The sequence below is a fragment of the Enterobacter cloacae complex sp. ECL414 genome (assembly GCF_021869685.1).
In the GTDB taxonomy this organism is placed as follows: Bacteria; Pseudomonadota; Gammaproteobacteria; order Enterobacterales; family Enterobacteriaceae; genus Enterobacter; species Enterobacter kobei.
In genome coordinates this window covers 2,977,277-2,988,950 of sequence record NZ_CP091481.1, presented here as the reverse complement: position 1 = coordinate 2,988,950, position 11,674 = coordinate 2,977,277, and the positions used below count along the sequence as shown (strand labels likewise).

The window sequence follows — 11,674 nt, the reverse complement described above, 5'->3', positions numbered from 1 at the left end:
CTTAAAGCCATGTAAAGGCGTGGATTTGGTCCTCTTTTCGTGACCCTCCTCGCAGGTCATCCATATAAAACACTTTATAGTGTGTGGGTACTCATAATAAGGAGGCTGTTTATGAGCATTATGCTTACCGGTTCGGTCAAGGAAAGACGGCACGCCAGCACGATGAATATTGATAGATTGTCCACGCTGGACATGCTGAAGGTCATTCACCAGGAAGATGCACTCATTTCCGCTGCAATATCCCCCTGTTTAACGACGATCGCCCGCGTGGTGGATAACGCCGCGGCGACGCTTAGTCACGGGGGCCGTCTGGTCATTGTCGGGGCGGGGCCGTCTGGCCGTGTCGCACAACAGGCTGCCGATGAATATGCGCCGGGCAAAACCCCTGTGATTGCCGTGACGGCACAGGAAGGGGAAGGGAGCTACGAGCGTGGCGTTGCCGATCTGCAGGCCATTAAGTTTGGTGAACACGATATGATGCTGGCGGTCACCGTTAGCGGAAAAACGCCGTGGGTCTGGGGTGCAATGCGCCATGCATGGTCGCTGGGCTCTATGGTCGCCATCATTACCGGTGATGCACAAAGTGAAGCGGCGCAGCTGGCAAGCATGGTAATTGCCCCGGCGCTGGGAGCTGATGTGGTGGCAGGCTTTAGCAATACCAAAGCGGGTATTGCGCAAAAAATGATCCTCTCGATGGTCACCACCGGGCTGGCCGTGCGGACCGGGCGCGTTTACAGCAACCTGCGGGTGGATCTGGAGGCACGCAATACCAAATGGGCCGAACGACAAATTGCCATTGTGATGGAGGCGGGGGGCTGCACCCGGGCGCAGGCAAAAGCCGCGCTGGAGAGCTGTAACCATAACTGTAAAACGGCAGTCCTGATGGTACTGACCGGGCTGGATGCATGGAAAGCCCACGAACTGCTGGCGCAGAATAACGGGTTTGTTCGCGTGGCGTTGCAGGAAGCGCCGTAAATTCGGCTCTTATAAATGAAAAAAAGCCCGCGAGTGCGGGCTTTAGTATTTTTGGGGAATTAGAACTGGTAGGTCATGCCTACGCCAACGATGTCGTCGGTAGAGATACCGTACTCATCATACAGCGCTTCATCCTGATCCAGCATGTTGATTTTGTAATCAACATAGGTGGAGAAGTTTTTGTTGAAGCTGTAAGTCATGCCCAGGTCAATGTAGTTAACCAGATCCTGGTTGAAGCCCTGACCATCCAGGTCTTTACCTTTTGAGTAAACCCATGCCAGGGAAGGACGCAGACCAAAGTCGAACTGGTACTGTGCAACCGCTTCAAAGTTTTGAGTCTGGTTTGCGACACCAACGTCACCGAATGGCGTCATGTTGCGGGTTTCCGCATACATCATCGCCAGGTAGATGCTGTTTGCATCGTATTTCGCGCCAACAGTCCAGGCTTCGGCTTTTTCGCCATCCGCAAACCCGACACCTTCAAAGCGTTTGCCGTTTGCAACCTGCTCATTGGTACGGTCAGAAGACGAGTACGCCGCACCCAGGCTCAGGCCGGACAGGTCGCCAGAGAAATCATAGGAGGTAGACATACCGAAGCCGTCACCGTTCTGGAAACGTACTTTGCTATGACCGTTTTTGGTGCCTTCCTGATCTTCATTCGCGTTAGCACCTTCATTCGCACCCTGATACTGCAGCGCGAAATTCAGACCTTCAACGAGACCGAAGAAATCACTATTACGGTAGGTTGCCAGACCGTTAGCACGGCCGTTCATGAAGTTATCGGTCCAGGTGTAAGAATCACCGCCGAATACTGGCAGCATATCGGTCCAGGCTTCAACGTCATACACCACGCCATAATTACGGCCATAGTCAAATGAACCGTATTCGCCATATTTCAGGCCAGCGTACGCCAGACGGTTGAAAGAGTTACCACCTGCGTTTTCAGTATCGTTGGCGTAGGTTTTATATTCCCATTGGCCGTAACCCGTCAGCTCATTAGTAATCTGAGTTTCGCCTTTGAAACCCACCTGTACATAGGTTTCATCGCCGTCGTCACCAGGGTTGTCAGAGAAGGTATGACGCGCATCAACTTTGCCATACAGGTCAACTTTGTTGCCGTTTTTATTATAGATTTCAGCCGCATTTGCTGCGCCAGCCATTAATAATGCGGGTACCAGGATTGCCAGAACTTTTCTTTTCATTATATATTCCCTTTAAAGATAATTTATATGAATATATGTAATCACCCTCCGTAATTACGATTTTGATACTATTCTATGGATTGTTATTTTGGTTCAAAAATAAATGTAATTAAATCGGTAAAAATATTGCAAAATATTTCTAAGGCTCTCATTATTTTTCATGTGAATTAATGAACTGAATACATTGCGCATAATTATTATTAAGTATTTCTCATTTCTATTTTTTAAATCATTTAATTCGGCTGTGTTATAATCCACAGCCTGTTTTCGTCACAGGAAAGAATGATGGAACTCGTACAGTGGCAGCAGCGTTTTGAATCCTGGCTTGATGAACATCACGCCAGCGATGACAGTGCGCATGATATTTCGCACTTCCGCCGCGTCTGGATGACGGCCCGAAAAATAATGATTCATCATCAGGCCGATCCGCTGGTGGTCCTGACCGCCTGCTATTTTCACGACATCGTTAGCCTGCCGAAAAATCATCCTGAACGCAGTCAGTCATCGCGTCTGGCGGCGCGCAAAACGCGGGACATTCTGCACCGCGATTTCCCGGACTTTCCGCCGGATCGCTTTGCCGCCGTGGAGCACGCCATCGAGGCGCACAGTTTCAGCGCGGGTATTGCGCCGCAAAGTATCGAGGCCAAAATTGTCCAGGATGCCGATCGTCTCGAAGCGCTGGGCGCGATTGGCCTGGCGCGCGTGTTTGCCGTCTCGGGTGGGCTGGGCGTGGCACTGTTTGACGCGGAAGATCCCTTTGCCGATGCGCGCTCGCTGGATGACCGGGCATTTGCCCTCGATCATTTTCAGACTAAGCTGCTGCGCTTGCCTGATACAATGCAAACCGACGTCGGGCGCGAGCTCGCGCAACATAACGCCGATTTTCTCGTTCACTTTATGGCGAAACTCAGTGCCGAATTACAGGGCGACTGCATCGGGCTGGATAGCCAGATTCAGCACCGCTTCTGTCGCAGTTTGCCCAACTGAACTGTGGTAATCTGTTCCCAGTCTTTATTCTCCGGTTAAAAGAATGCAGGAAAATCGATCAGTGACAGGGCCCGCGCCAGAGCAGGCTGAGAAATCAACGGCAACGGTGCAGGCATTACTGCGCCAGCTGCTGGATATTTATGATGTCAAAACGCTGGCGAACCAGCTTATAGCGCACGGTGAGAGCCACTGGAGCCCGGCCATCCTTAAGCGACTGCTGACCAGCGAGCGGGCAGGGCGCCGCCTGAGCGACGGTGAGTTTCGTTATCTGCAAAACCTGCTTCCGCGTCCGTCTGCCGCGCACCCGGACTATGCATTCCGCTTTATCGATCTGTTCGCCGGTATCGGTGGGATCCGGCACGGTTTTGAAGCCATCGGCGGTCAGTGTGTGTTTACCAGCGAGTGGAACAAACATGCGGTACGCACCTATAAAGCGAACTGGTACTGCGATCCGCACGAGCATCACTTCAACGCCGATATACGTGATGTCACCCTGAGCCATAAAAGCGGCGTCACGGATGAGCAGGCCGCCGGGCATATTCGTCAGACGATCCCGGCGCACGACGTGCTGCTGGCTGGCTTCCCCTGCCAGCCTTTCTCGCTGGCCGGCGTATCGAAAAAGAATGCCCTCGGTCGCGCCCACGGTTTCGCCTGCGATACGCAGGGAACGCTGTTTTTTGATGTGGCCCGCATCATTGACGCCCGCCGCCCGGCCATCTTTGTGCTGGAAAACGTCAAAAACTTAAAGAGCCATGACGGCGGAAAAACCTTCCGCATTATTATGCAAACCCTGGATGAGCTGGGTTACGACGTGGCCGATTCTGAGGATATGGGCGCGGATGACCCAAAAATCATTGACGGGAAACATTTCCTGCCCCAGCATCGCGAGCGCATTGTGCTGGTCGGCTTCCGCCGCGATCTCAATCTGAAGGGAGATTTTACCCTGCGGGATATCCCGTCTCTGTATCCCGAGCGTCGTCCAACCGTCGCCGACCTGCTGGAGCCTGTGGTCGACGCGAAATTTATCCTTACGCCCGTTCTGTGGAAATACCTCTACCGCTATGCCAAAAAGCATCAGGCAAAAGGCAACGGCTTCGGATTTGGCATGGTTAATCCTCACGATCCGCACAGCGTGACCCGCACCTTGTCCGCCCGTTATTATAAAGACGGCGCGGAAATCCTGATCGACAGAGGCTGGGATAAAGCGCTGGGCGAGAGGGATTTCGACGATCCGCAAAACCAGCTCCACCGTCCACGACGCCTCACGCCACGGGAATGTGCCCGGCTGATGGGCTTTGAAACGCCGCAGGGCTACAGTTTCCGTATTCCGGTGTCGGACACTCAGGCATACCGTCAGTTTGGTAACTCGGTGGTGGTGCCCGCATTTGCGGCGGTGGCAAAACTGCTGGCCTCACGTATCCGGCAGGCGGTGGCGCTCCGCCAGAGTGAGGCCGTCAATGACGGACGTTCACGATAAGGCAACGCGCAGCAAAAACATGCGTGCTATCGGCACGCGTGATACCGCCATTGAAAAGCGTCTGGCCGGGTTGTTGACGCAGGCGGGGTTTGATTTCCGCGTGCAGGATGCCGCGCTGGCGGGGCGACCGGATTTCGTCATCGACGCGTATCAGTGCATTATCTTTACCCACGGCTGTTTCTGGCATCATCACGACTGTTACCTGTTTAAAGTTCCGGCAACGCGCACCGATTTCTGGCTGGAGAAGATTGGCAAGAACGTTGCGCGCGACGCGCGTGATCTCACCACGCTTATCGCGCAGGGCTGGCGCGTGCTGATCGTCTGGGAGTGTGCGCTGAGAGGGCGGCGAAAACTGAACGATGCCGATCTGCGCGAACGGCTGGAAGAGTGGATCTGCGGCGGCGGACACACCGCGCAGATCGACACACAGGGGATCCACGCGCTTACGGTTTCTCCACCCCGCAAGGCGTAATCACGGGCTTCGCCGGCAGTAAATATTTGCCCAGCGTGACCAGCACGACGGCAAAAACAATCACCCCTAATGCTAACCACTCAACCGGAGAGAGTGTTTCCCCGCCGAGCCCGGTACCGAGCAGCACGGCCACGACCGGGTTGACGTAGGCATAGCTGGTGGCAACCGCCGGAGACACATTGCGGATCAGGAACATGTAGGCATTGATTGCAATGAGCGAACCAAACAGCGCCAGATACCCGACCGCCAGGAAGCCCGACAGATCCGGCAGGGTCGTCAGCCTTTCCCCCGTCAGCATGGAAGCCATCAGAAGCACGATCCCCGCGGCAAGCATCTCAATCGCCCCCGCCATCATGCCGGTTGGCAGTTCGATACGCGAACCGTATACCGAACCAAACGCCCAGCTCATTGAGCCGATAAGAATAATGATCGCCCCCCACGGATTCCCGCTCAGGTTACCGCCGCTGTTGAGCAGAATAATGCCCGCCAGGCCGATGCCAATCCCCAGCCATTCCAGCTTGCGGGTACGGATACCAAAAAGACGGCTGAAGCAGAGGGTAAACAGCGGTACGGTGGCAACGACCACGGCGGCGATCCCCGAAGGTACGTTCTGGTGCTCGGCAATGGTCACAAACCCATTCCCTACCGCCAATAGCAGCAGGCCAATCAGGGCAGCGTTGAGCATCGGGCGCAGCGGCGGTAGCTTATGACCGCGCAGCAGCAGAAAGGCCAGCAGCAACACGCCCGCCGAGAGGAAACGAATGCCCGCCATCATCAGCGGCGGCCAGCTTTCCACGCCGATGCGAATGACAAAGTAGGTCGAACCCCAGATGATATAAAGCGAAAAAAGTGCCCCGATGAGCGGTAGCAGTTGCCGGAAACGCATAATCCCTCACGACGAAATAAAAAGGTCGCTGATAGTAAACGCGAAAACTATCGTGCTGGCGAGCCCTTTAATTGTGTAGTTGATGTGAATTTTTTGTTGACGTGAGGTGCCTGTTTCCGCGTTTGCGCTTTTGCTCCATACTATTCACTTAATTACCAAAAAAGAAGGATCACGATTTTGGCAGGAAGTAGCTTATTAACATTGCTGGATGATATTGCCACCTTACTGGATGATATTTCCGTGATGGGGAAACTAGCGGCGAAGAAAACCGCGGGTGTGCTGGGGGATGATTTATCGCTTAACGCTCAACAGGTGAGCGGTGTACGGGCTAACCGCGAACTGCCGGTGGTGTGGGGCGTGGCAAAAGGCTCGTTTCTGAATAAAGTGATCCTGGTGCCGCTGGCGCTGCTGATCAGTGCATTTATTCCCTGGGCTATCACGCCGTTGCTGATGATTGGCGGGGCATTTTTATGCTTTGAAGGCGTGGAGAAAGTCCTGCACTCCTTCAGCGCACGCAAGCATAACGACACGCCGGAGATGCGCCAGCAGCGTCTGGACGCGCTGGCCGCGCAGGATCCGAAAACCTTCGAGCGCGATAAAGTCAAAGGCGCCATTCGGACCGACTTTATTCTCTCGGCAGAGATCGTCGCCATTACGTTGGGCATTGTCTCCGATGCGCCGCTGCTCAATCAGGTGTTGATCCTCTCCGGCATCGCCATTCTGGTCACCGTCGGCGTGTACGGTCTGGTCGGATTGATCGTGAAGCTGGATGATATCGGCTACTGGCTGGAGGAGAAATCAAGCGCGGTGGCAAAAGGCATCGGTAAAAGCTTACTGACGCTGGCACCGTGGTTGATGAAGAGCTTGTCGGTGGTTGGCACCCTGGCGATGTTCCTGGTGGGGGGCGGTATTGTGGTCCACGGCATTGCTCCGCTGCACCATGCGATCGAACAGTTCTCCTCGGCGCAGGGGAGCGTGGTGGCCGCTATTCTGCCGACGCTGCTTAATCTTGTGCTGGGCTTTATCGTTGGCGCTATCGTGGTGGCGGCGGTGAAACTGGTCGAGAAAATGCGCGGTTCGGCGCACTAATTGTTACCTGTTGTGGTATGCAAAAAGACTATTCCTCGTCTAAATTGAAACAGTTTCACCCTGATACAGGAGGCAGGTATGGTCTTTTTGGTCAGTGATGAAGTTAAGCCTAAGAAAGGTGGCCCACGTATGATTGTCACAGGCTATTCCAGCGGAATGGTGGAGTGTCGGTGGCACGATGGCTATAGCATCAAGCGGGAAGCATTTCGTGAAGATGAGCTTCAGCCGGGCGACGGGCAGCACAAGCGGGACAAGGCTTAATCACATAACGCCCGGCTTTGCCGGGCGTTTTTATCTCATGTACCGGGTGTAAGGCAGTAATCAGGGAGTGTGTGTGCAGCGCGATACCTTTGTTGTAAAACAATATTTTCTGCAATGGCTGCATAAGCGTAGCAATCCGGGGTTAATCGTTAATCTCTGTTTTCTTGTCGTCCTTGTCTTTTCCACCCTCCTGACATGGCGTGAGGTGGTGGTCCTGGAGGAGGCGTATATCTCCAGCCAGCGTAACCATCTCGAAACGGTCGCCACGTCGCTGGACCGTCAGCTGCAGTACAGCGTGGACAAAATGCTGTTTTTTCGCACCAGCATGCATGATGCCTTACAGACCCCCCTGGGGTTTGATGTCCTGCGCGATGCGGTGTCTCGTTTTAGCGCCGTGCGGACGGATGAAACCTGGCAGCTGGCCGTTGATAAAAAACGCACCCTTCCCCTGAACGGCGTGTCAGATGCCTTCGTTGCAAAATCCACGCTCCTTAACCGTGATAGTGAGCGTATCAGTAATGAGATCTCTGCCGCGCTGGAAGTGGGGTATTTACTGCGCCTGGCCTCGTCGGGTGTGCAAAGTGAAGAGCGGATAATCTACGTTTCCCGCGCGGGGTTTTATCTTTCGACAGACACGCCTGATATGGCTGACGATATCAGCGCCCGCTATTACTTTCTGGTCACTCAACCCTGGTTTACCTTGCACTCAGAACGCCACAATCGCGCGCGCGCGGTGCGCTGGTTTATTTCGGCGCCGTCGCCCTGGAGCAATGGGGAGCGCACGATAACGGCGAGCGTGCCCATCTATTTTGAGCATTACTGGTATGGCGTGGTAGCGATGGATTTCTCCATACACACCATGAAACGCCTGCTGACTGAAGCGACGCAGGACCGGACGGAGGGCGAGTATCAACTGTATGACACGCGTCTGAACATGATTGCCACGTCAGAAGCGGACGGCAGTCAGGTGAACCGCTTTGACGAGGTTGAAACGGCGCAAATTGCTCACGCGATTGAGCACGACACCCGAGGCGGTATACGCCTTGGAAGCCGTTTTATTAGCTGGGAGCGACTCGATCATTTTGACGGGGTGATCTTACGCGTTCATACGTTGCACGAAGGCGTACAGGGTGACTTTGGCAGTATCAGTATTGTGCTGGCCCTGCTGTGGGCGCTCTTTACCGCCATGCTGCTTGTTTCATGGCTGGTCATCCGCAGGATGGTCAGCAATATGTACACCCTCCAGCACTCCCTGCAGTGGCAGGCCTGGCACGATCCCCTCACGCGTCTGAATAACCGCGGCGCGCTGTTTGAGCGCGCAAAAGTGATTGCGGAGAACTGTCGACAACAGGGTCAGCCGTTTACGGTGATACAGATCGATCTTGACCATTTCAAATGCATTAATGACCAGTATGGGCATCAGGCGGGTGACAAAGTGCTGTCCCATGCCGCAGGGTTGATTACCAGCGTGCTGCGCAAAAATGACGTTGCCGGGCGCGTGGGCGGGGAAGAGTTTTGCGTGGTCCTGCCGGGGAGCAGCCTGGAAGAGGGGAGAAGGGTCGCGGAGCGCATCCGGTCACGCATCAACAGCAGGGAGATCCTGGTGAAAAAGAGCACGACCGTTCGCATTAGCGCCTCCCTGGGCGTCGCCAGCGCGCAGGAAAAAGAGAACTATATTTTTGAACAACTGCAATCTGCCGCGGACGACAGGCTGTATCAGGCCAAGCAGAGCGGGCGTAACCGGGTGTGCTGGAGCGATCAGGAGAAAAAGTGATCCATCCCTTCCCGCCAGCCTAAGGGACCGCTCAGCTGCGTGTGATAAGCCCGTTCAGGGCTATCATTTTGTAGCGTAATGCCCTGGCGGTTTATGCTTTTAATCACCACGGCGAAGTCGACGCTGTCCAGCAGCGGCGCATCGTTTGGGCCATCCCCCAGCCCCAGGGTGGTGGGGACACAATCTTCCTGCTCGCGGTACTGCGCAATCAGCCAGTTAACCGCCACGTCTTTACCGCAGCGTGCATCCAGAATGTGCCAGAAACGGGCCCCCTGTAAACATTTCAGACCCCTTTGCGCCAGCGCCTCTTCAAAGCGGACCATTGCGTCGTCGGTATCACGCCAGATGAGCGTGACAGAGGCGTCGTGTTTGCGTGCGAGCGCCGCACGGTAGCGCGTCAGCCCGGTCCATTCGCTGATGACGCGTTCGTTCACGTCATCAAACGTGACGAATTTAAAGCCTGCCTGCTGGCGGATTTGCTCAATAAGCGGATGAATTTCCCGATGCGTCATCCCTGTGATCTGGCGCTGCCCCCTCTCCCAGCGCACATCAGGCTGAATGACCGCGCCGTTCTCAGCAATAAAAGGTAACCCCTCCAGGCCCAGATCCTGTTGGATATCCAGCATCTCTGCGGCACTCTTGCTGCTGCACAGAATCACCGGCACCTGATAATCCTGCAGTTTGTCCAGCCATGGCATCGCGGGTTGCCACTCGTAGGTATGAATGTCCAGAAGCGATCCATCCAGATCGGAAAAAACCAGCAGGGGACCCTGAAGTGAAAGCATGATGACTCCTGAAAGCGCACGCGCCTCTACCTAAGAATATTCTTAAAAAAATACTGAAGGGAAAACCGTCTTTATAAGACGCGATTCAGCCAAAGCCGCATTCACCGTGCGTTATTGCTCATAACAAAAATGATTATGTTAAAAATATTATATTCGCCGTAAGAATATATGCTTGTCAGACAAAATCGTTGGGGATAGTGTGGTTTGTACATCAGATTTCCTGGTGTAACGAATTTTCAAGTGCTTCTTGCATAAGCAAGTTTTGATCCCGGCCATCCCCATGACCGGGATTTTTTTCGCGCTAACGATTGGCTTCAGACACGCTAAAGTCGTGTATATCAAGCTCGAAGGCCTCCGCCAGTTCGCGGTAGGTATGGTAATCCCTCCCGTTCACCATCACCCTCTCGGAATCATCCTCTGCACGACGTACTTCGGATTCACTGATCTCATTGATGGCGGCCAGCAGGGCATCGACATCCACTTCGACTTCGCGCTTGATGGTGTCGCTATACGCTTTGTTGGTCTTCATTACGGGGTACCTCATATAAACGTGTCCACGGTTAAGTATAGACCGCACACAAAAACGGCATTCGCATCCGTCAGCGATGTCAGCGCATGCGTTTTGTTCTACACTGGCTCAAAACCAGAGGAGGAATGTATGAAGGTCAACGATCGGGTTACCGTTAAAACGGACGGTGGGCCGCGCCGCCCGGGGGTGGTATTGGCAATTGAAGAGTTCAGTGAGGGGACAATGTACCTGGTATCACTGGAAGACTACCCGCTCGGCATCTGGTTTTTTAATGAACTGGGGCATCCGGACGGCATTTTTGTCGAAAAAGCGGAGTAACACAGCGTCGGGTGGCATTGCGGTTGCCCGACAACGCCCACATAAGCAAAAATCTCTGGCCTGGCCAGAGATCAAAGGTAGGGTGCAAAGGGGTTTAAGCCACTAACGCATGTTGACGAAAATCCCGTTCGTCACATTATCGGTCAAACGTACCACGTGATAGATCACTTGCTTATTATGCGTTTTAATTTTCCTTTTAATATTTCCTTTATGTGATGAAACGGTTTTTGCTTTAATATTCATCTGGTCAGAGATCTGAATAGTTCCTTGTCCTGCCATCCACATTCGCAGCATACTTGATTCAGTCCTGCTTAATGATAGGGTGGGTAAGTTAACCGCTCCTACATTTTTAACTTCTTTATTCAAATAATCACCCAGAATGTCATCCAGCGACTCGGGCTTAATCGACTTAGAACTGATCAATAAATTTTTACGGACCAACAAATACTCATCGAAATGGATATTCGCGATCGCCATAAAAACAATAAACAGAGTTTTTGGATGCTGATTAATGATTTGCTTAATGTGCTGACTGTTGGCTGGATCGTGAATGAAACAGTCCTCATTAATAAACACCACGCCTGGTTTTAGTTCGTCACAAGCGGCTGCGAGTTCGTCAACGGTGTGTGCATCGTTGATGTCTCTCTTTCTTACCCCTCTGCTTGCCAGGTACCCGGTTAACCCTAGCCGGGTGTAGCTGCATAAATCCATAATGATCGTTGACATGGCATACCCTCACTCAATGCGTAACGATAATTCACCATCTGCCTGAGAGCTCAAAACAGCCATACGGGATGGAAAAAAATAATAAACCTGTGAGCATGACAAAGACTTTCAGGCGGACTCACTATCCCGTAAAGTTACGTATAATTTGCCAGGAATCTTCTTAAAGTAAAGTAAATATTAAGTATTGTGAGGT

The 11,674-nt window shown here is 53.2% G+C and carries 13 protein-coding genes; 8 read left to right on the top strand and 5 right to left on the bottom strand.

The annotated features are described in order from the left end of the window. Positions 1–111 precede the first annotated feature (111 nt). Positions 112–975: an N-acetylmuramic acid 6-phosphate etherase gene (locus L3068_RS14465; protein ID WP_117581292.1), complete on the top strand. Its 864-nt coding sequence runs from the start codon at positions 112–114 to the stop codon at positions 973–975. A 59-nt stretch (positions 976–1,034) separates the two neighbouring features. Here L3068_RS14465 and ompC read toward each other — a convergent pair whose 3' ends face one another. Further along, on the bottom strand, positions 1,035–2,177 hold the full coding sequence (ompC, locus tag L3068_RS14460) for a porin OmpC (protein ID WP_014884411.1): 1,143 nt from the start codon (positions 2,175–2,177) through the stop codon (positions 1,035–1,037). Positions 2,178–2,462: 285 nt separating this feature from the next. Here ompC and L3068_RS14455 point away from each other — a divergent pair, with 285 nt between their 5' ends. From L3068_RS14455 to L3068_RS14445, 3 genes are all read left to right on the top strand, one after another. Next, on the top strand, positions 2,463–3,164 hold the full coding sequence (locus L3068_RS14455; RefSeq protein WP_063614368.1) for a phosphohydrolase: 702 nt from the start codon (positions 2,463–2,465) through the stop codon (positions 3,162–3,164). A gap of 61 nt (positions 3,165–3,225) precedes the next feature. Further along, on the top strand, positions 3,226–4,641 hold the full coding sequence (locus tag L3068_RS14450) for a DNA cytosine methyltransferase (protein WP_014884409.1): 1,416 nt from the start codon (positions 3,226–3,228) through the stop codon (positions 4,639–4,641). Then, complete coding sequence (locus L3068_RS14445) at positions 4,622–5,113, top strand: very short patch repair endonuclease (protein WP_014884408.1); 492 nt, start codon at positions 4,622–4,624, stop codon at positions 5,111–5,113. Before L3068_RS14450 ends, L3068_RS14445 begins: the two co-directional genes overlap by 20 nt. On the opposite strand, the gene yedA is transcribed toward L3068_RS14445, so the two are convergent. Next, positions 5,085–5,999, bottom strand: coding sequence for a drug/metabolite exporter YedA (gene yedA / locus L3068_RS14440; protein ID WP_117581294.1), 915 nt, complete (start codon positions 5,997–5,999; stop codon positions 5,085–5,087). The genes L3068_RS14445 and yedA overlap by 29 nt on opposite strands. Positions 6,000–6,173: 174 nt before the next feature. On the opposite strand from yedA, the gene L3068_RS14435 reads away from it, so the two are divergent. The 3 genes from L3068_RS14435 to dgcQ all read left to right on the top strand — a co-directional run bounded on the left by L3068_RS14435 (position 6,174) and on the right by dgcQ (position 9,123). Beyond that, complete coding sequence (locus L3068_RS14435) at positions 6,174–7,088, top strand: DUF808 domain-containing protein (RefSeq protein WP_349675177.1); 915 nt, start codon at positions 6,174–6,176, stop codon at positions 7,086–7,088. Positions 7,089–7,166: 78 nt separating this feature from the next. Further along, positions 7,167–7,349, top strand: coding sequence for a YodC family protein (locus L3068_RS14430; RefSeq protein ID WP_008500307.1), 183 nt, complete (start codon positions 7,167–7,169; stop codon positions 7,347–7,349). Positions 7,350–7,422: 73 nt separating this feature from the next. After that, positions 7,423–9,123 carry a cellulose biosynthesis regulator diguanylate cyclase DgcQ gene (gene dgcQ / locus L3068_RS14425; RefSeq protein WP_063861514.1) on the top strand — a complete coding sequence of 567 codons (1,701 nt, stop codon included), beginning with the start codon at positions 7,423–7,425 and terminating at the stop codon, positions 9,121–9,123. Here the strand turns inward: dgcQ and L3068_RS14420 are convergent. Both L3068_RS14420 and yodD read right to left on the bottom strand, forming a co-directional pair. After that, positions 9,108–9,908 (bottom strand): mannosyl-3-phosphoglycerate phosphatase-related protein, encoded by an 801-nt coding sequence (locus tag L3068_RS14420; RefSeq protein WP_063433526.1) that lies wholly within the window; start codon positions 9,906–9,908, stop codon positions 9,108–9,110. The two genes, dgcQ and L3068_RS14420, sit on opposite strands and share 16 nt — an antisense overlap. A gap of 301 nt (positions 9,909–10,209) precedes the next feature. Continuing rightward, a complete protein-coding gene (gene yodD / locus L3068_RS14415; RefSeq protein ID WP_014884403.1) occupies positions 10,210–10,437 on the bottom strand; it encodes a YodD family peroxide/acid resistance protein in 228 nt (75 codons plus the stop codon). A gap of 129 nt (positions 10,438–10,566) precedes the next feature. On the opposite strand from yodD, the gene dsrB reads away from it, so the two are divergent. After that, a complete protein-coding gene (dsrB, locus tag L3068_RS14410) occupies positions 10,567–10,755 on the top strand; it encodes a protein DsrB (RefSeq protein WP_013097741.1) in 189 nt (62 codons plus the stop codon). Positions 10,756–10,857: 102 nt separating this feature from the next. On the opposite strand, the gene rcsA is transcribed toward dsrB, so the two are convergent. Next, entirely contained in the window at positions 10,858–11,481 is a 624-nt protein-coding gene (rcsA, locus tag L3068_RS14405) for a transcriptional regulator RcsA (RefSeq protein WP_008500313.1), read from the bottom strand. Between the last annotated feature and the right edge of the window lie 193 nt (positions 11,482–11,674).

What these genes read in the sequence shown, in the direction of transcription:
- L3068_RS14455 (WP_063614368.1), top strand. Translation starts at nt 2,463, where the DNA reads ATGGAACTCGTACAGTGGCAGCAGCGTTTTGAATCCTGGCTTGATGAA.
- ompC (WP_014884411.1), bottom strand. Translation starts at nt 2,177, where the DNA reads ATGAAAAGAAAAGTTCTGGCAATCCTGGTACCCGCATTATTAATGGCT.
- L3068_RS14430 (WP_008500307.1), top strand. Translation starts at nt 7,167, where the DNA reads ATGGTCTTTTTGGTCAGTGATGAAGTTAAGCCTAAGAAAGGTGGCCCA.
- yedA (WP_117581294.1), bottom strand. Translation starts at nt 5,999, where the DNA reads ATGCGTTTCCGGCAACTGCTACCGCTCATCGGGGCACTTTTTTCGCTT.
- dsrB (WP_013097741.1), top strand. Translation starts at nt 10,567, where the DNA reads ATGAAGGTCAACGATCGGGTTACCGTTAAAACGGACGGTGGGCCGCGC.
- rcsA (WP_008500313.1), bottom strand. Translation starts at nt 11,481, where the DNA reads ATGTCAACGATCATTATGGATTTATGCAGCTACACCCGGCTAGGGTTA.
- L3068_RS14445 (WP_014884408.1), top strand. Translation starts at nt 4,622, where the DNA reads ATGACGGACGTTCACGATAAGGCAACGCGCAGCAAAAACATGCGTGCT.
- L3068_RS14465 (WP_117581292.1), top strand. Translation starts at nt 112, where the DNA reads ATGAGCATTATGCTTACCGGTTCGGTCAAGGAAAGACGGCACGCCAGC.
- L3068_RS14420 (WP_063433526.1), bottom strand. Translation starts at nt 9,908, where the DNA reads ATGCTTTCACTTCAGGGTCCCCTGCTGGTTTTTTCCGATCTGGATGGA.
- yodD (WP_014884403.1), bottom strand. Translation starts at nt 10,437, where the DNA reads ATGAAGACCAACAAAGCGTATAGCGACACCATCAAGCGCGAAGTCGAA.